Source organism: Paracoccus zeaxanthinifaciens ATCC 21588 (assembly GCF_000420145.1).
Classification (GTDB): Bacteria; Pseudomonadota; Alphaproteobacteria; order Rhodobacterales; family Rhodobacteraceae; genus Paracoccus; species Paracoccus zeaxanthinifaciens.
Genome location: NZ_ATUJ01000002.1, coordinates 53,445 through 71,775 on the forward strand (window position 1 = coordinate 53,445; position 18,331 = coordinate 71,775).

Sequence of the window (18,331 nt, forward strand, 5' to 3'; positions counted from 1 at the left end):
TCAGGCAGAGGCGGCAAGCCGCATCGCGGCAGAGAGTTGCTGCATGCGGGCGGCGGCAAAGGCATCCTCGACCCCGCCACGCAGCGCGGTGCGCTTGCGGATCAGGGCCTCGGTTTCCGACAGATAGCCCGCCCGCATCCCTGCGTCGATGGTGATGCGTTCGAACACGTCGCGCTGCGCGTGGCTGCCGCCGACGGTCTGCATGCGGGGCTGGGCCTGCGCAAGGTTGCGGAAGGCGGCGGCATAGCGCCCCTCGCCATAGGCGGCCAGCCCCTCGGCAGCGGTCAGGCCGGGATCGGCGATGATGCGCAGCGTCTCGGCCTCGGGGGCGGCGGCGTCGCGGTGGAACCGTTCCAGCATGGCCTGCGTGGCCTTCTGCCGCCCCTGCTGGCTGAGCGCCATCATGTAATGCAGATCCGCGAAGGCCACGCAGGCATCGTTGGCGCGGGTCTCGGCCAGGTCGGCAAGCTCGTTCCAGCGGTCGCCGACCGACACGCCCTCAAGCTCCAGCCGCATCAGCAGCGAGCTGGCATTCGAAAAATCGCGGTAATCGTCGGTGCGGTCGTGGCGGACCTCGGTGTCATACAGCTCGACCACCTTGTCCAACTCGCCCCGGTCCAGATGCAGCAGCGCCTTGTGCCACCACACGTGATAGCGGAAATTGTTGCAATGCAGCCAGCTTCCGCAGTTTTCCTCGATCAGGGAAATGCCGCGATCCGGCTGGTGGGTCATGTCATAGACATGCGCGACCGCGTGCAGCCCCCAGGCATCATCCGAGGCGTGACGCAGCCCTTCCAGCCCCGCCGCCTCGGCAGCGCGGTAATCGCCGGTCTCCTCCAGCGTGAAGGCGTGACAGCCCAGCACGAAGCCGCGCAGCGGGTGGTTGGGGCCATGCGCGGGCAGCACCCGCTCGATGGACCGCCGCATCCCGTGATGGTCACCCAGGATGAAGCGGATCGCGTGCGAGACCTTGGCCGACAGCGTGTCACGCGGATTGTCCAGCAGCGCCTCTTCCATGGCGGCGATCGCGCCCGAGGGACGGCCCGCAAGCCATGCGGACAGCGCGCGGCACCACAGCCTTTCGCGCAGCGCGGGCTGACCCTGGCGCAGCGCGGATCGGGCCACGTCCAGCGCATCCTGCGCGGCGGCGATCAGTTCGCGCCGGCCCAGCATTAGGGTGAACAGCCCCTTGGCGGCGTGCCCCATCGCAAAGCCCGGTTCGCGTTCCAGCACCGCGCCCAGATGCACGGGCGTCTGGCTGCCATGGGCAAGGAAGGCGCGGATGGTCCTGTTCCATTCCTGCAGCGCGGTGGGATCGGTGATGCTGACGCTGCCGTCGCAGATGTCGGTCTTCATTCGCTTGGCCTTCCTGTTGGTCTGTTCTTGGGGCACCCGCCGGTCGTTGCCGCGGATGCCCGTCAGGCTCAGTCGGGGACCGAGGCGCGGAAACCCGGAATGCGGTCGCGGGATGCGGCGGCACCCTCGATCCCGCCCCACTTGCCCTCGGCCAGCGTGATGTTGCCGGGAATATCCTCTTCCCAGAAGCCTACTACCCTGTCGGTGATGTTCAGATACAGCTTGCCATCGACGATGCGCCACAGGTTCGGATTGCCCGGAACCTTGCCACCCTTGGCCACGCTATAGGCGCAATGCCCGTCATACTGGGGCGCGAATGCCGCCGGATCGGCCAGGAACCGGTCGCGGTTCGCCGCCGAGGCGAAGGCGAAGCTTGCGCCGTTATAGGTCGCGGTGAACTGCTTCAGCCCCTTGGCGGGCGTCGGTTGCGGCTGGCCAAGGGCCGCCTGCGGAAGGTCGAAATAGGATACGACGTCATATCCCGACACCGCATATCCGGTGCGGTCGACATATTGCTCGCCCGCGAATGCGCCCGTGGCCATCACGAGCGAAAGGGCAGCGGCCTTCAAGGGAAAACGGATCATCTTCAGCCTCCGACATGAACCATGACGTGCGGTTCGTGCCGGAGGGCCGGAATGTTACACCGATCACGGCTTCGTGATCGTGGGGCCCGTCAGTGCACCGCCGCCAGCAACGGCTTGGCATTGCGCTGGTGGCGCATTGCAAGCTGCCGCGCCTGCCTGCCCGACAGCAGCATCCGCGCCGCGATCGAGGAATAGTCCACGTCCAGCAGATCCGGGAAGATCGACAGGATCTCCTGGCGCGATTTCTGCGGCAGGGACTTCATCGCTTCGGGGCCGGTATGCAGGCTCTCGGTGGCCGCGCCGTTCGCGATGACCAGCTCGTGACGGTCGCACATGAAGTGAAAATACTCGATCTCGGTGCATTCGTGCATCACCTCGACCCCGTCCAGCGCCAGCAGCTGCTTGGCCGCCGCAAGCACCTCGGGCTGGCCGAACATGCGCTGCGCGATGCGCGAGCGGACCAGCATGCGGTGCTGGGGCGACACGATCAGATCGCGTTCCGGCAGCCCGCAGCCAAGCGCGCCCGCCGCGATGCGGATCGGCTTCAGCTTGGGGTTCGCGCCCAGATCGGCCGCGCCCAGCTTCTGGCTGCCGATCCACTTGATCTGCTGCAGGCCGTTGTCGACCGTCTGGACGTAATCGCCTTCGGTCAGATCCTCGATGCGGACCTCGCCATTGTCGGTCATGATCATCGCATCGCGGGTGAAGCAGGTGACCGAGATGTTGATCGTCTCGAAGTTCGAGAAGGTGATCCCCCCGACCTGGCCCGCCTCGTCACCGCCGGTGATGCTGATCGTGCCGCGGCCATAGGTGCCGGACTGGATCGCCACGACCAGCTCGCCATAGGTGGGCTGGCCCGCGCCGCCGAAGGGCACGATGGTCCCACCGTCGCTGGTGAAGACGCCGCTGGCACCCGGCGCGATGCCCGTGATGCTGTCGAAGCCGGTCGCAGTGCTGAAGGTGATGGTGTCGTTCTCGCCCGCAACCTCGGCCGCGACGAAATTCTCGAACGAGGTGAACGTACCCCCGTTGACGCCGTTGATGGTGGCCGAGCCGTTGCCGTTCTCGTCGACGGTCACGTTCATGTTGTTGGCAAGGGTTTCTACGCCGATATACGCCTGAAGAGTATCAGTCCCGTCGCCGCCATCGACCGTGTCGGCCCCCGAGGTCGCGATGACCAAGTCGTCGCCGATCCCGCCCTCGATCAGATCGGCAAAGCCGATGCCGCCCGCCAGGGTGTCGTTGCCCTCCTCGCCAAACAGCGTGTTGTTCCCGCCCTGCCCGAACAGGATGTCGTTGCCGATGCCGCCATAGATCGTGTCGTCGTCGGCGTTTCCGTACAGGCTATCGTTGCCGGCCCCGCCATAGATCAGGTCGGCGCCCGCGTCGCCCCCAATAACGTCGTCGCCGACACCGCCATCGATCAGGTCGGCCCCCGCGCCGCCCACGATGGAATCGGCCCCGTCCTCGCCATAGACGGTGTCGTTGCCATCGCCCGCGTTGACGGTATCGTTCCCGGTCCCGCCATAGACGAGGTCGTCGCCCCCGCCCGAACCGATCCCGTCAGCGCCGCCATTGCCCAGGATCGTGTCGGCATTGTCCGTGATCTGGTCGCCATCGAGGTCGGTGAATCCGACCCCCATGGTCTGGCCAAGGGCGGTTCCGTCAACGACGCCCGGGGCGTTTGCGAACAGGTTGAAGGGCGCGGTCTCGGAGACGTTGAACGACGAGATCAACCCCGACGCGACCGGGAACCCCAGGGGGGCATAGATATAGAGCTGCTCGGACGCGCCGCTGCCGGTCGAGAAGACCATGATCGGGGTTGAACCCAGCAGCCCGAGCGTGCTGGAAACCGAGCCGGACCCGAGATAGTTCAGCGACTGTTCAGGCCCGCCGCCCAGGCTGATCGTGCTGTCGCCGCCGGGCGCAAGAATGCCATCATCATCCGTGATGACTGCCGAGGTTGGGCTGGAAAAGGCGGGAAGGACAGACAGCCCCAGCAGATTGGCGAGGCTGCCTTCATAAGCGTAGAGGGTGTTGCCCGTGTTGAGCGAAACGACCATGACCATCTTCCCCTTGGCGCGGACAGTGTCCGCAAGTTGACATGCACCATCACCCGACCGCCGCCGATGCATGCAACGATACCTTCCGGTGCCTCGGGGTTTTCCGAAGGGCCCGGTGGGCTTAGGCTTGGGGCGCGACCCCTTGAACGGGCGGGTTTCTGCCTGCGGTTGTCGAAATCGCGCTTTCAACTATCCTTACGGTTAGTCCGATATAAAACCAATACGTCATTTTATAGAATTGCGTCGCACGCCAACCATTGCTAGGGGAACGATCATCCGGACCGGAGCCAGATCCATGAGTTCGCAGACAGATACGGTTGAAGCCGACATCATCGCCCGCATCCTGTCGCGGCGGCTGCTGCCCGGCGACCGGATCGACGATGGCGATCTGCGCGAACGCCTGGGCGTCTCCGCGACCCCCGTCCGAGAGGCCTTCATGCGGCTGGACGCCAAGCGCATCATCACGCGCAGATCCAGCGGCGGCGTCTTTCTGACCCGACTGGACCTCGCGGACCTGCTGCGCCTGAACGAGGCCCTGTCCGAGATCGAGGGCGCGATCGCCTTTCACGCCGCCCAACGCATCAGCCGCGCGCAGCTTGGCGCGCTGGAAACCGCCATCGCCCGATGCGAGGCCGCGGGCCAGGATGCCAATCTCTACTATGACGCCAATATCGACTTCCATCACGGGCTGATCGCCGCATGCGCCAACCCGGCCCTGGACGAGGCCGCCTATGGCTTCGCCCTGCGCATCATCGGCTATATCGTCGCGAAGCTGGACCTGCCCGGCCAGATCGAGAAGTCGAACCTCGAACACCGGCGGATCCACGAGGCCGTCGCCTCGGGGCAGCACGACCTGGCGCGCGACCTGATGATCCGGCACATCAAGATCAGCGACTCGGTCGCGATCGGCATCATGGGCCGGATGGCAGAAGGCGCGCCGCGCATCGCGTGACGCGCCGGGGCCTCAGCGGCGGCGGGGGACATGCGCGCGGACGGCGCGCAGGGCCTCCATCCCGGTGATCAGGCGCGCGCCCTTGGACCGGAAGACATAGCTGGAAAACCAGTTCATCGCGACGAATAGCGGGCGCTTCATCCCGATCAGGAAATAGATGTGGATCAGCCCCCAGCAGAGCCACGCGAAGAACCCGCTGAGATTGATCCGCCCGAACGAGATGATGGCCGAGTTCCGCCCGATGGTCGCAAGGCTGCCCATGTGGCGATACCGGAAGGGCGCGGGCGCGGCGCGTCCCGTCGCAAGCGCGGCGATGCGGCGGCCTGCATATTTCCCCTCCTGCTTGGCGGCGGGGGCGATGCCCGGAACGTCCATCCCGTCGCGCCAAGGCAGCTTGGCCGCATCCCCGATCACGGAAACCGCGGGCAGGTCCGGCACCGTCAGGTCCGGCATGACGGCGACCCGCCCGATCCGGTCGGTCTGACATCCCAGCCATTGCGCAAGGCTGTCGATCTTGACGCCCGCGGCCCAGATCGCGGTCATCGCGGGGATGGTCTCGCCCCCGGCGATGACGTGATCGTCCGCGATATGTTCGACCATGACGCCTGTGCGGACCTCGACGCCCAGCCGGTTCAGCGACGCCTCGGCCTTGGCCGACAGGCTTTCGGGAAAGGCAGAGAGGATGCGCGGCCCGGCCTCGATCAGGATCACGCGGGCATCGTCGGGATCGACGCGGCGGAAATCGTCGGACAGCGTGACATGCGCCAGCTCGGCGATGGCGCCCGCCATCTCGACCCCGGTCGGGCCCGCGCCCACGATCACGAAGGTCATCTCGCGGGCCTGATCCTCGGGGTCCTCGCATAGTTCGGCGCGCTCGAACGCCATCAGGACGCGGCGGCGCACCTCGGTCGCATCGACGATCCGCTTCAGGCCGGGGGCGTGTTCGGCCCAGTGATCCTTGCCGAAATAGGAATGCGACGACCCGTTCGCGACGATCAGGTGGTCATAGCGGGATTCCCCGTTCTCGTGCAGGACCACCTGACGGTCGGTATCGACATCCATGACCTTTGACAGCGTGACCGTGACGTTCTTCTGGGCCGAGAAGATGCTGCGGATCGGCCAGGCGATATCGGCGGGCGACAGGTCCGCCGTCGCCACCTGGTACAGCAGCGGCTGGAACAGGTGATAGTTGCGCTTGTCGATGATCTCGACATCGACGGGGGCGTGGCGCAGCGCCTTGGCGGCGGCCAGTCCGCCGAAGCCCGCCCCGATGATGACGACCCGCGGCCGCGTTTCCGTCTGGGACATGGGGATACCTTCCGTTTCCTTGCGAAGGGTCGCATGGAGGTCGGCCCTTTTCGCCGCCGCCATGCGCCCGTCGGATCGGAAGTTCAATGGGTTGCGCCATCACGACGGCGCGATCCCCCTTGTCTTCAGGGCAGGTCGAAGGACCACAGGAACGTCTCGCCCGAGGCATCGTCCACGCCGTCATTGTCGGTGACGATCCAGACCTGCCCCCCGTCCGAGATGGCCATCCCCTCGACCTTGTCCTGCACGTATCCTTTCCAGCGGCGCAGGTCCGGGATCAGGTCGCGGACCACCTCCTTGGCGACCAGCGGCAGATCGCCGCCCAGGGGCGCGGGCTGCAGATCGGCCATTGCCACGCGGGTCACGGTCTTGAGCACGGCCGCGTCCCCGATCAGGTTGTCGCGCTCGATCAGGTACAGGTGGTCGCCATGAACCGTCAGTTCGGACAGGCCGACCCAGCCCTCGCCGGACTCGAGCGGATAGCGCACGCCCGACCATTCGCCGGTGGCGGGGTCCAGTTGCAGCAGCTTGGTCTGCCCCGCCGGATCGTCGCCCCATTCGCGCTGGACCGCGATCCACAGCTTGCCCTCGTGCAGGGCGATCCCCTCGAAGCCGAAGCGCTTGCGATGCGCGACCAGCGCCTCGGGCAGGTCGAACTCGCGGAGGATCGCGCCATCGGCACCCACCTGCAGGACCAGGTGCGGGACATCCTTGTCGGCATTGCCCTCGGATGCCAGCCAGAAGCCGCCCTGGCCATCCGGCGCGATGCCTTCCAGGTCGATCGCCGCAGCGGGCGCACCGTCGCGCGTCAGCACCGTCTTCGCGGTGATGCGGGCCGGCGTCTGCGTGGCGTCGATGGTGAAGATCGCGGGCTGCGTGTGATAGGCGCTGTCGCTGACGGCAAATAGCGTGCCGGGCTGGGCTGGGTCCATCGCAAGGCCCGACAGCGCGCCCCAGCCGATCAGCGGGTCCGACCCCTCTGACGTGACCGTCGGATAGGCCGCCTGCCCCTCGGCGCGTTCGAAGATCATCACATGGGCGCGCGCGCCGCCATCCTCGCCCAGGTCGGTCTCGTTGGCGGTGGCGAACAGGTTGCGCGCGGGGATCGCGACCAGCCCCTCGGGGCCGATGCCCGAGGGCAGCATCTGCAGCAGGCGGGGCTGGGCCGGGTCGGTCGCATCATAGACGCCGACGACACTGCCGCGTTCGGAGGCGACGAACAGCAGGCGCTGGCCGTCGAAGGTTGCGACCGTCACGGCCTCGGGCTCGGCGCCCTTGTTCTCCGAGCGGTGCTCGGGATAATGCCCGATGGCCGCGACCGCGCGATCGAAGCCGTTGCCGCTGTCGAAGACCACGCCGCCGTCGCGCGCGAAGACGGTGAACCCACGAGAGCCGCCATTCCAGTCGCCTTCGTTGGCGGTCACGAAATGATCCGCGTCCAGCCATTTGACCGCGTCGGGTTCACGCGGCACGTCGCGAAGCTGGCCGGTAAAGTCCAGCGCGCCTTCCTCGGCCACGTCGATGCCGTCCAGATCGACGCTGCCCGCGCTGAAATGGCTTGCGATGGCGCCATCCGCGCCAATCACGACGATATGGTTGTTCTCCTGCAGGGTCACGACGATCTCGCCCGCGTCGTTGATGTCGAGGAATTCGGGTTCGGGATCCTCGGGCGCGATCTCGGCCAGGCCGGTCAGGTCCACGCGCGTCATCGCCGCGCAATCGACGCCGGCATCGGTCAGCGGCAGCAGCGCCACGAAGCCCGCGGGCATCTGCGGCAGGCCGCCATCGCCCAGATCCTCGTCACGCTCGTTCTCGATGGCGACCGCGATCATGTCCGAGCCGATGGCCACGCTGTCGGGCTGCCCGCCCAGATCGCAGCTGTCGACGATGCGCCCTTCGGCCAGGTCGATGCTGCGCAGCGCACCCGACGGGTCGGTGAAGCTTTCCGAGGTGTTCACGCCGACGAAGGCCATCCCCTTGCGGATCACGGCGGTCGTCGGTTCTCCGTCCACGTCGATATTGCCAAGCGGCTTCGGCGCGCGGGGATCCGCGATGTCGATCATGCCGATCACCCCGAGCGGGCTGTCGGAATAGATCAGCCGCATGCCGTCCTCGGTCACCGCCATGATCTCGGCCGAGGTCTCGCGCATCCGGTCCTCGCCCTCGGCCATGTTGGCGGTCGTGGCGAAGCTGGCGATCCGGTTGAAGACCGGATCGGCCAGCGCGGGCGCGGCCGCGACCAGCGCGCAGACGGCCGTCAGCGTTGCGGGAAGATGCATGGAAACCTCCTGTCCGTGTTTCCGTGCTGTTTCGCGGCGCTTCGTGACGGTTTCGTGCAGGCCGGGTGAAATGATGGTGACAGCCAGCCGTCACTCGGCCGCGCAGCGGGTCGCCTGCCTGGCCAGAAGCTGCGCGATCTCGGGGCGGCAGGACCCGCAATTCGTGCCCGCCTGCAGAGATTCGCCCACCGCCTCGACCGAGGTCAGGCCGCCATCCTCGATCGCCGTGACGATGCTGTTCACGCCGACCCCGAAGCAGGAACACAGCATCGGACCCGGATCGGGACGCCCGATCGGCGGGAGGCCCGTCAGCACGTCCGTCCCGTCGCCCCCCGGCAGGCCCGCAAGATGGTCGCGCATGACCGCCACGGGCCGCCGCGCGACGAACAGCGCGCTGGCCAGCCGCCCATCGCGGAACAGCGCGAGCCGCGCCGTGCCGCGCGCAGGGTCGCAGAAGCTGACGGCATCGCCCGCGGGGCCGAAGATGCGGCGGGCCTCGGCTTCCCAGTCGTCGACGGGCGCGCTGCCCGCGATCTCGGCCCGGTATCCGGCGGCGGTGCGGGCGATGGCCCAATAGGCGTGATCGGGCCGGAAGGCGCGGTCGGACACCGCGAACCCGTACCACGCCGCGTCGAAGCGGCGCATGCCGACGACCGCGGCCTTGCTTTCGGGCTGCCCCGAGATGGGGTCCGTGACGGCGGGGATCAGCGTGTCGATCCGGGCGGATGGCGCGGTCTCGCCCGTCCAGTGGATGGGGGCGAACAGCTGGCCGGGGCGGACCGCGTCGGTGATCCGCGCGCGCAGGATCGCACGGCCCGTCGGGCTGTGAAGCCGCACCAGATCGGCATGCGCGATCCCCTGTGCGGCGGCATCGGCGGGGTGGATGTCCACGAAAGGCTCGGGCAGGTGCGAGGACAGGCGCGGCGACAGCCCGCTGCGCGTCATCGTGTGCCACTGGTCACGGATGCGCCCCGTGTTCAGCCGGAAGGGCAGATCCCCCGAGGCAGGCGCCGCCGGTGCCCGCGCCGTCACCGGCAGCATCCGCGCCTTGCCACCCGGGTGGAAGAACCGCCCGTCCGCGAAGAAGCGCCCGCCGCTGCGGCCCGGGGCGACCGGCCAGCGCCGCGGCTGCAGCGTGTCGTAATCCGCCCGGGCGAGCCCCGAGATGTCGAAATCCCGCCCGAACCCTGCGGCCACGCCCGACAGCCGCGCGTATTCGCGAAAGATCTGCGCCGGCCCGTCATGGTCGAAGCCTGCAAAGCCCATGCGGCGTGCGACCTGCGCCAGCATCCACCAGTCGGGGCGCGACTGTCCGGGCGCTGCCAGAACGGCGCGCTGACGGCTGATCGTGCGGTCGGAATTGGTGACGGTGCCGTCCTTCTCGGCCCAGGCGGCGGCGGGCAGCAGGACATGCGCAAGCCGCGCGGTATCGGTCGCGCCCGTCACGTCGCTGACGACCACGAAATCGCAGCCCGCGATGGCGCGGCGGACATTCTCGGCATCGGGCATGGTGGCGGCGGGGTTGGTGTGGATGATCCACAGCGCCTTGATCTGGCCCTCGGCTGCGGCGCGGAACATCTCGACCGCCTTCAGGCCGGGCCTGTCGGCCATGCGGGGGGCGTCCCAGAAATCCTGCACGGCCTGCCGGTGCGCTGGATCTTCGAGGTCCAGATGGCAGGCCAGCATGTTCGCAAGGCCGCCGACCTCGCGGCCACCCATCGCGTTGGGCTGGCCCGTCACCGAAAACGGCCCCATGCCCGGCCTGCCGATCCGACCCGTCGCCAGGTGGCAGTTCAGGATCGCGTTCACCTTGTCCGCCCCCGACGAGGACTGGTTCACCCCCTGGCTGAAGATCGTCACCACGCGCGGCGTCGCGATCCACATGCGGCAGAACTCGCGCAGGGTTTCCTCGGGGATGCCGGTATCCATGCCCTCGGCGCGGGCGGCGGCGATGGCATGGTCCAGCCCCTCGACGTTCTGCGCGAAATCGGCATCCACCGCGCCCGCATCCGCGATGGCGGCCAGCAGGCGGTTGAAGACCGCGACATCGGCCCCCGGCGACAGCGCAAGATGCAGGTCGGCCTGATCGCAGCTGGCCGTGCGGCGCGGGTCGATGACGACGATCCGCGTGCCGCGCGCCTGACGCGCCGCCAGCAGGCGCTGGTGCAGCACCGGGTGGCACCACGCAAGGTTCGACCCGACCAGCACCACAAGATCCGCCTCTTCGAGGTCCTCATAGGTGCCGGGCACCGTATCCGTCCCGAAGGCCCGCCGATGGCCCGCCACAGTCGACGCCATGCACAGCCGAGAGTTCGTGTCGATATTCGCCGACCCGATGAACCCCTTCATCAGCTTGTTCGCGACATAGTAGTCCTCGGTCAGCAGCTGACCCGAGACATAGAACCCCACGCTGTCCGGCCCGTGGCGGGCGATCGTGTCGCGGAACCGGTCGGCCACCAGGTCCAGCGCGGCGTCCCAATCGGTCGGACGCCCGTCCACCAGCGGCGCGGTCAGGCGTCCCGCATGGCCGACCGTCTCGGCCAGGGCCGCGCCCTTGGAACACAACCTGCCGCGATTTGCCGGATGGTCGGGATCGCCCCTGACCGACAGCCCGCCCGCGCCATCCGCGCGCAGCAGCACCCCGCAACCCACCCCGCAATAGGGGCAGGTGGAACGCGTCTCGCGGCTCATGCGGCGGCCCTGCGCAGAAGGGTCGCGTCGATCAGGATGCGGCCCCGTTCTACCCTGACTGGATAGGTGGGGATGCTGGCATCCTCGCCCCGCGCCTGCCCGGTTTCCAGGTCGAAGACCCAGTTGTGCAGCGGGCAGGTGACCGCGCGGCCATGCACGATCCCTTCGGCCAGCGGACCGCCGCGATGGGGACAGGTGCCGCCCGTCGCGAAGACCTCGTCCCGGTCGGTGCGAAAGACCGCGACGCAGCCCAGATGGGTGCGCAGCTTGCGCGCGCCGCGCAGGGGGATGTCGTCGATGGCGCCGATATCGATCCAGCTCATTCCGCGGCCTCCAGTGTCAGGTCGGCAAGGGGGGCGTAATCCGCCGCGCGGGTGGCGGCATGTTCGGCCCAGGGGTCCTTGCGATAGATGGATTGCGACAGCTCGAACGCGTCGATCAGGCGGCGACGCTCGGCCTTGTCCTCGATGCGTTCGCGCACCCAGTCCAGCCCCACCTTCGCGATCCACTTGTAGGGGCGGTCCAGGTATTTCGCGTTCTCGCGATAGAGCTGGATGAAGGCGGTCGTCACCTCGATGGCCTCGGCCTCGGTCGCGACATCCAAGAGGCGCTCGGTCTCGCGCAGGTCCATGCCCGCGGCACCGCCGACGCCGATCTGGTAGCCGCTGTCCACGCAGACGATGCCCACATCCTTGCAGGTCGCCTCGGCGCAGTTGCGCGGGCAGCCGGAAACGCCCAGCTTGACCTTGTGCGGCGTCCACGACCCCCAGAGCAGCTTTTCCAGCCGCACGCCCAGGCCCGTGCTGTCCTGCGTGCCGAAGCGGCAGTGATCGGTCCCCACGCAGGTCTTCACCGTCCGCAAGCCCTTGGAATAGGCGTGTCCGGACACCAGCCCCGCGCGGTTCAGATCGGCCCAGATCGCGGGCAGATCCTCGCCCCGGACGCCCAGCAGGTCGATGCGCTGGCCGCCGGTGACCTTGACGGTGGGGACGTTGTACTTCTCGGCGGCATCGGCGATGGCGCGCAGCTCGGTCGGGTTGGTCAGCCCGCCCCACATGCGGGGAACGACGCTGAAGGTGCCGTCCTTCTGGATGTTGGCGTGCTTCCTTTCGTTGATGAACCGGCTTTGCGGGTCGTCGCGATATTCCAGCGGCCAGTCGGCCAGCAGGTAGAAGTTGATCGCGGGACGGCAGACATGGCAGCCGTTGCGGGTCTTCCAGCCCAGTTCCTGCCAGACGGCCTCTTGCGATTTCAGCGGCATGGTCTTGATCAGGCGGCGCACATCCTCGTGGGTGTGGTCGGTGCAGGCGCAGACGGGCTTGGCGACCGGCATGACGAATTCGTCGCCAAGCGTGACCTGCAGCAGCTGTTCGACCAGGCCCGTGCAGGTCCCGCAGGATGCGCTGGCCTTGGTGGTGGCGCGGATGGCGTCCAGGTCGGTCGCCCCCGCCCCGATCGCGTCGGTGATCGTGCCCTTGCAGATGCCGTTGCAGCCGCAGATCTCCGCCTCAGGCGGCAATGCTGCAACGGCTGACAGAGGGTCCGCCGAGGCACCCCCCTGATGCGCGGGGCCGAAGATCAGCGTCTCGCGCATCTCCTCGATCGGGGTGGCGTCCTTGATCAGGCCGAAGAACCAGTTGCCGTCGGCGGTGTCACCGTACATCACCGCGCCAATCAGGCGGTCGCCCTCGATCACCAGCCGCTTGTAGATGCCGCGCGCGGGGTCGCGGAAGACGATGTCCTCGCGCCCCTCGGCATCGGCGAAATCGCCCGCGCTGAACAGGTCGCAGCCGGTGACCTTCAGCTTGGTGGACAGCGATTTCTGGACGAACGCGGCATCCTCGCCCAGCAGCGTGGCCGCCAGCACCTTCGCCTGATCATAGAGCGGCGCGACAAGGCCGAAGACCGCGCCCTGGTGTTCGACGCATTCGCCGACCGCGAAGATATCCGCGTCCGAGCTGCGCATCTGGTCGTCCACATGGATGCCGCGCCCGACGGCAAGGCCCGCCTGCTGCGCCAGCGCGACATTCGGACGGATGCCCACCGCCATGACCAGCAGGTCGCAGGGCAGATCGGTGCCGTCCTCCAGCCGCAGGGCGGCGACATGGCCGTCCTTGCCGACGATCTCCTTGGAATTGGCCTGAAGTCTGACCTCGATCCCCTTGGATTCCAGAGACTTTTTCAGAAGGTAACCCGCGGCCTCGTCCAGCTGCCGCTCCATCAGGTGGCCCATGATATGGACGACGGTGACCTGCGCACCGCGCGCGGCCATGCCGGCAGCCGCCTCGAGGCCCAGCAGCCCGCCCCCGATCACGACGACACGCTTGCCCGCGCCCATCGCCATCATGCGCTGCGTATCCTCGAGGTCGCGATAGGCGATGACGCCTTCCAGATCGTGACCCGGCAGCGGGATGATGAAGGGGTTCGACCCCGTGCCCATGATCAGCCGGTCATAGGGCACCGCGCCATTCTCGCCATGCACCACGCGCGCCTCGCGGTCGATGCGCAGCACCTTCTCGCCAAAGCGGGTGGCGATGCCGCGATCCGCGTACCAGGCATCGTCATGGGTGACGATATCCTCGTAGGTCTTGTCGCCCGCCAGCACCGGCGACAGCATGATGCGGTTGTAGTTCCCGCGCGGCTCGGCATTGAAGAGGGTGATCTGGAAGCGGTCCGGAGCCGCATCGGTCAGGTGTTCCAGCACCCGCCCCGAGGCCATGCCCGCGCCGATCACGACGATCTTCTGCTTGTCCATGTCCATCACTCCGCAGCGATGGCCTTGGGGTCGGTCGTCCCCTTGGCCCTGGCTTCGTTCGGCCGCGCGCCATGCTCGTATTCCTGAAGGAAATCGAGGACCTCCTGGCGGTAGGCGTAATAATCGGGATGTTCCAGCAGCGCCTTGCGCGTCCGCGGGCGCGGCAGGTCGACCTTGGTGATCTTGCCGATCGTGGCCTGCGGGCCGTTCGTCATCATCACGACGCGGTCGGCCAGCAGGATCGCCTCGTCCACGTCATGGGTCACGCAGATCGCGGTGACCTTGGTGCGGGACCAGACCTCCATCAGGACCTCCTGCAGCTCCCACCGGGTCAGGCTGTCCAGCATGCCGAAGGGTTCGTCCAGCAGCAGCAGCTTGGGCGACAGGGCGAAGGCCCGCGCGATGCCCACGCGCTGCTGCATGCCGTTCGACATCTGGGCTGCGGGACGGTCCATCGCATCGCCCAGGCCCACGCGTTCAAGATAGTATTCGACCACGTCCTGCCGTTCGGCCTGGCTGGCACGGGGATAGACCTTGTCCACGCCGACGCTGACATTCTCCTTGGCGGTTAGCCAGGGGAACAGGGAGGGCGACTGGAACACCACGGCCCGTTCGGGATCGGCGCCCTGCACGTGCTTGCGGTCCAGCGTGATCGCGCCCTTGCTGATCTCGTTCAGGCCCGCGGCCATCGTCAGCACGGTCGATTTCCCGCAGCCCGAATGCCCGATGAGCGATATGAACTCTCCGCGGTCGATCCTGAGGTCGAAATCCTCGACCACGGTCAGCGGCCCCTTGGGCGTGGCATAGATCTTGTGCAGCTGCGAGAATTCGAGGAAGCGCTGATCGGCCAGCCCCGCCTGCGCATCCGCCACGGCGGTGGGCTTGCCGAAGATGGGCGTCACGTCGGGCAGCACGCGTGTGCCTTCGACCCGCGCCTCGATGCCCGCGTCCATCAGGTATCCGGTGACGGCGGCGCGCAGCTTCTTGAAACCCGCGTCGCTGTTCATCGCGCCCCGGTCGCGCGGGCGGGGCAGATCGACGCGGAATTCCTGCCCCAGGGTGCCGTCGGGGTTCAGCGGCACGATGCGGTCGGCCAGCAGGATCGCCTCGTCCACGTCGTTGGTGATCAGCACGCAGGTCTTGCGGTCGGCGGCGCACAGGCGCTCGATCTCGTCGGCAAGGTTCGCGCGGGTCAGCGCGTCCAGCGCCGACAGCGGCTCGTCCAGCAGCAGCATCTCGGGGTCCATCGCCAGCGCGCGGGCGACGTTCACGCGCTGGCGCATGCCCCCCGACAGTTCCGCCGGGCGCCGATGGGCGGCGTGGCCCAGGCCCACCATGCGGACATAGTGGTCCACCCGCGCGGCGCGGTCGGCACGTGACAGCTGCGGAAACATCGTGTCCACCGCCAGCGCGACGTTCCCGTTCACCGTCAGCCAGGGCATCAGCGAATAGGACTGGAAGATCACGCCGCGTTCGGGGCCGGGTTCGGTGATCGCGCTTCCCTTGAAGGTGACGCTGCCGCGGGTGGGGCGTTCCAGCCCCGCCATCAGGTTGATCAGCGTCGTCTTGCCCGTCCCCGAGAAGCCCAGGATGACCAGGAACTCTCCGGCCTCGACCTTCAGGTCCACGTCCTTCAGCACCTGCGTTTCCCCGAAGGATTTCGAGACGCCCGTGAATTCGAGTATCGTCATGACCTGTCCCTCAGCGATTGTTGGTGAAGGTGAACAGCGACTGGATGGTGAACATCAGGCGGTCCAGCAGGAAGCCGATGATCCCGATGGTGAAGACCGCGACCATGATCTTGGCCAGCGACTGGCTGCTGCCGTTCTGGAACTCGTCCCAGACGAACTTACCCAGACCCGGGTTCTGGGCCAGCATCTCGGCCGCGATCAGGACCATCCAACCGACCCCGAGAGACAGGCGAAGGCCCGTGAAGATCAGCGGCAGCGCGGAGGGCAGGACCAGCTTGCGGATCTTGGTCCAGGTGCCCATCTTCAGCACCTTCGAGACGTTCACCAGGTCCTTGTCGATGCTGGCAACGCCAAGCGCGGTGTTGATCAGCGTGGGCCACAGCGAACACAGCGTCACGGTGATGGCCGACACAAGGAACGACTTCTCGAACCAGCCGTCATCGGCGGTATAGAGCGCCGAAACCACGATCGACACGATCGGCAGCCATGCCAACGGCGAGACCGGCTTGAAGATCTGGATCAGCGGGTTCAGCGCCGCGTTGGCGGTGGCCGACAGCCCCGCCGCGATCCCGAGCGGCACCGCCACGGCGGTCGCCAGCAGGAAGCCGAAGAACACCGTCGTGATCGAGGTCCAGATCTGCTGGTAATAGGTCGGCGCGCCCGTGAAATCGCGGTAACGCGGCTCCTGCCCCGCCGCGATGCGTTCGGCGTTGCGTTCGTCCTGGCGGGCATAGAAGTCGGCGGCGCGTTCGCGCGTGCGGGCCGCGTCCTCGTTCAGGTTCACCACCTGCTCCCACACGGCGGCGGGGCCGGGGATCGCGCCGAGCGAGGTCTGCACCCGCGGCGCAAGCGTTCCCCACAGCAGCAGGAAGGCCATGATCGCCAGCAGCGGCACGCCCATCAGGCGCCACAGCTCGCGGCCCTGCGTGCGGGCATTGTCGCCCGCCGCGATCCGCATCATCGGCGTCAGCCAGCCCAGGCCCGCGACCTTCAGCCAGGCATCGGCTTTGTTGATGCGGGTGAAGTTCCGTTCGCGGCGTGCCTCGCGGGCGGCGTCGAAATTGGGGTCGATGGTTGTCATGATGCCCCCCCTCAGCCCGTCACTTCGCCGTCGGCGATCTTCTGTTCGCCGCCCAGCCCGATGGGGAAGCTGTCGATATAGGCGTTGGGCGTGCGCCCGTCATAGGGGATGCCGTCGATCAGCGTGTCCACGACATCCTTGAAGCCGTCGCTGTCGAAGGGGAAATCGGCCGCATCCGCCAGCCCTTCGTCCACCAGGCTCTGGGCCGCTTCCAGGTAGATGTCGGGGCGGTACACGGATTTCGCGACATCGTGGTACCACTCGTCGGTCTGCGGTTCGGCGATCTGGCCCCACCGGCGCATCTGGGTCAGGTACCAGACCGCATCGGAATAGAAGGGATAGGTCGCGTTGTAGCGGAAGAAGACGTTGAAATCGGGCACGTCGCGCACGTCGCCGGGTTCGTATTCGAAGGTTCCGGTCATGGATGCGGCGATCACCTCGGCATCGGCCCCGACATATTCGGGCCAGCTGAGCATCTCGACCGCCTCCATGCGGTTGGCGTTGTCGTCGGCATCCAGCCACATCGCGGCGCGGATCAGCGCGCGGACCAGGGCGCGGGTGGTGTTCGGGTTCTGCTCGACGAATTCGGCGGTCAGGCCGAAGACCTTCTCGGGGTTGTCGGGCCAGATCTCGTAATCGGTGACGACCGCGACGCCGATGCCGCGCTGGACGGCGGCCTGGTTCCACGGCTCGCCCACGCAATAACCGTGGATCGTCCCGGCCTCGAGCGTGGTGGGCATCTGCGGGGGCGGGGTGACCGACAGGAAGACGTCGGCGTCGATCTGGCCCGACACGTCGTCGGGGCTGTAGAAGCCCGGATGCAGCCCGCCCGCCGCCAGCCAGTAGCGCAGCTCGTAATTGTGGGTGGACACGGGAAAGACCATGCCCATGTTGAACCGCTCTCCGGCGTCGCGGAATTCCTCGACCACGGGGACCAGCGCCTCGGCGCCGATGGGGTGGACCGGGCGGCCATCGTCCATCGAGGCGACATGCGGGCGCATCTTCTCCCACACCTCGTTCGACACGGTGATGCCGTTGCCGTTCAGGTCCATCGAGAAGGGCGTGACGATATGGGCCTCGGACCCATAGCCGATGGTGGCGGCCAGCGGCTGGCCGGCCAGCATGTGCGCGCCGTCCAGCGTGCCGTCGATCACCCCGTCCAGCAGGACCTTCCAGTTGGCCTGCGCATCGAGCGTGACGAACAGGCCCTCGTCCTCGAAATATCCGCGTTCATAGGCGACGGCCAGCGGGGCCATGTCGGTCAGCTTGATGAAGCCGAAGGTCAGCTCGTCGATCTCGAGATCCTGTGCCGCAAGGGGGCCCGCAAGGGCGGTGCTGGCGGCAAGGCTGGCAAGAAGGCGCTTCATGGAAGATGTCTCCTGTCACTGGTGGCCCATGTCCGGGGCCGAAATGCAAAAAAGCCGCTGACGCGCCCTGCCATGCGGCAGAGGGTCGAGCGGCTGTGCTCATGGGGCCCCGACACTGGGGTTCCCGTGTGTATTGTGGGTATTGCGGACCCGAGGACGCCATTGCCCCCGTTGATCCCAGCATCCGGCGGCATCCGCCCCCGG

The 18,331-nt window shown here is 67.5% G+C and carries 12 protein-coding genes; 1 reads left to right on the forward strand and 11 read right to left on the reverse strand.

Going from position 1 to position 18,331, the window contains the following annotated elements; translation table 11 throughout:
- The 3 genes from F804_RS0102125 to F804_RS0102135 form a co-directional block, all read right to left on the reverse strand.
- A complete protein-coding gene (locus F804_RS0102125) occupies positions 1 to 1,356 on the reverse strand; it encodes a tetratricopeptide repeat protein (RefSeq protein ID WP_022706093.1) in 1,356 nt (451 codons plus the stop codon).
- 68 nt (positions 1,357 to 1,424) lie between these two features.
- Positions 1,425 to 1,940, reverse strand: a complete 516-nt coding sequence (locus tag F804_RS0102130) for a YHS domain-containing (seleno)protein (protein WP_022706094.1) — start codon at positions 1,938 to 1,940, stop codon at positions 1,425 to 1,427.
- Positions 1,941 to 2,029: 89 nt separating this feature from the next.
- Positions 2,030 to 4,009 carry a Hint domain-containing protein gene (locus F804_RS0102135; protein WP_022706095.1) on the reverse strand — a complete coding sequence of 660 codons (1,980 nt, stop codon included), beginning with the start codon at positions 4,007 to 4,009 and terminating at the stop codon, positions 2,030 to 2,032.
- A 289-nt stretch (positions 4,010 to 4,298) separates the two neighbouring features.
- On the opposite strand from F804_RS0102135, the gene F804_RS16825 reads away from it, so the two are divergent.
- The gene (locus F804_RS16825; RefSeq protein ID WP_022706096.1) at positions 4,299 to 4,955 is read left to right on the forward strand and encodes a GntR family transcriptional regulator; all 657 of its coding nucleotides are present in this window, start codon (positions 4,299 to 4,301) and stop codon (positions 4,953 to 4,955) included.
- A gap of 12 nt (positions 4,956 to 4,967) precedes the next feature.
- On the opposite strand, the gene F804_RS0102145 is transcribed toward F804_RS16825, so the two are convergent.
- The 8 genes from F804_RS0102145 to F804_RS0102180 all read right to left on the reverse strand — a co-directional run bounded on the left by F804_RS0102145 (position 4,968) and on the right by F804_RS0102180 (position 18,127).
- Positions 4,968 to 6,263 (reverse strand): NAD(P)/FAD-dependent oxidoreductase, encoded by a 1,296-nt coding sequence (locus F804_RS0102145; RefSeq protein ID WP_028725516.1) that lies wholly within the window; start codon positions 6,261 to 6,263, stop codon positions 4,968 to 4,970.
- 125 nt (positions 6,264 to 6,388) lie between these two features.
- Positions 6,389 to 8,542 (reverse strand): esterase-like activity of phytase family protein, encoded by a 2,154-nt coding sequence (locus F804_RS0102150; protein ID WP_022706098.1) that lies wholly within the window; start codon positions 8,540 to 8,542, stop codon positions 6,389 to 6,391.
- A gap of 90 nt (positions 8,543 to 8,632) precedes the next feature.
- Positions 8,633 to 11,233, reverse strand: coding sequence for a nitrate reductase (locus F804_RS0102155; RefSeq protein ID WP_022706099.1), 2,601 nt, complete (start codon positions 11,231 to 11,233; stop codon positions 8,633 to 8,635).
- Positions 11,230 to 11,556 (reverse strand): nitrite reductase small subunit NirD, encoded by a 327-nt coding sequence (gene nirD, locus F804_RS0102160; RefSeq protein ID WP_022706100.1) that lies wholly within the window; start codon positions 11,554 to 11,556, stop codon positions 11,230 to 11,232. Before nirD ends, F804_RS0102155 begins: the two co-directional genes overlap by 4 nt.
- Positions 11,553 to 13,988, reverse strand: coding sequence for a nitrite reductase large subunit NirB (gene nirB / locus F804_RS0102165; RefSeq protein ID WP_028725517.1), 2,436 nt, complete (start codon positions 13,986 to 13,988; stop codon positions 11,553 to 11,555). Before nirB ends, nirD begins: the two co-directional genes overlap by 4 nt.
- 5 nt (positions 13,989 to 13,993) lie before the next feature.
- Entirely contained in the window at positions 13,994 to 15,679 is a 1,686-nt protein-coding gene (locus F804_RS0102170) for an ABC transporter ATP-binding protein (protein ID WP_022706102.1), read from the reverse strand.
- A 10-nt stretch (positions 15,680 to 15,689) separates the two neighbouring features.
- Positions 15,690 to 16,760: an ABC transporter permease gene (locus F804_RS0102175; protein ID WP_022706103.1), complete on the reverse strand. Its 1,071-nt coding sequence runs from the start codon at positions 16,758 to 16,760 to the stop codon at positions 15,690 to 15,692.
- An 11-nt stretch (positions 16,761 to 16,771) separates the two neighbouring features.
- The gene (locus F804_RS0102180; RefSeq protein ID WP_022706104.1) at positions 16,772 to 18,127 is read right to left on the reverse strand and encodes a CmpA/NrtA family ABC transporter substrate-binding protein; all 1,356 of its coding nucleotides are present in this window, start codon (positions 18,125 to 18,127) and stop codon (positions 16,772 to 16,774) included.
- Positions 18,128 to 18,331 lie beyond the last annotated feature (204 nt).

Bases quoted from the DNA above. Each gene is read 5' to 3' on its own strand.
- F804_RS0102150 (WP_022706098.1), bottom strand. From the start codon at position 8,542: ATGCATCTTCCCGCAACGCTGACGGCCGTCTGCGCGCTGGTCGCGGCC.
- F804_RS16825 (WP_022706096.1), top strand. From the start codon at position 4,299: ATGAGTTCGCAGACAGATACGGTTGAAGCCGACATCATCGCCCGCATC.
- F804_RS0102125 (WP_022706093.1), bottom strand. From the start codon at position 1,356: ATGAAGACCGACATCTGCGACGGCAGCGTCAGCATCACCGATCCCACC.
- F804_RS0102170 (WP_022706102.1), bottom strand. From the start codon at position 15,679: ATGACGATACTCGAATTCACGGGCGTCTCGAAATCCTTCGGGGAAACG.
- nirD (WP_022706100.1), bottom strand. From the start codon at position 11,556: ATGAGCTGGATCGATATCGGCGCCATCGACGACATCCCCCTGCGCGGC.
- F804_RS0102145 (WP_028725516.1), bottom strand. From the start codon at position 6,263: ATGTCCCAGACGGAAACGCGGCCGCGGGTCGTCATCATCGGGGCGGGC.
- F804_RS0102130 (WP_022706094.1), bottom strand. From the start codon at position 1,940: ATGATCCGTTTTCCCTTGAAGGCCGCTGCCCTTTCGCTCGTGATGGCC.
- F804_RS0102180 (WP_022706104.1), bottom strand. From the start codon at position 18,127: ATGAAGCGCCTTCTTGCCAGCCTTGCCGCCAGCACCGCCCTTGCGGGC.
- F804_RS0102175 (WP_022706103.1), bottom strand. From the start codon at position 16,760: ATGACAACCATCGACCCCAATTTCGACGCCGCCCGCGAGGCACGCCGC.
- nirB (WP_028725517.1), bottom strand. From the start codon at position 13,988: ATGGACAAGCAGAAGATCGTCGTGATCGGCGCGGGCATGGCCTCGGGG.
- F804_RS0102135 (WP_022706095.1), bottom strand. From the start codon at position 4,009: ATGGTCATGGTCGTTTCGCTCAACACGGGCAACACCCTCTACGCTTAT.
- F804_RS0102155 (WP_022706099.1), bottom strand. From the start codon at position 11,233: ATGAGCCGCGAGACGCGTTCCACCTGCCCCTATTGCGGGGTGGGTTGC.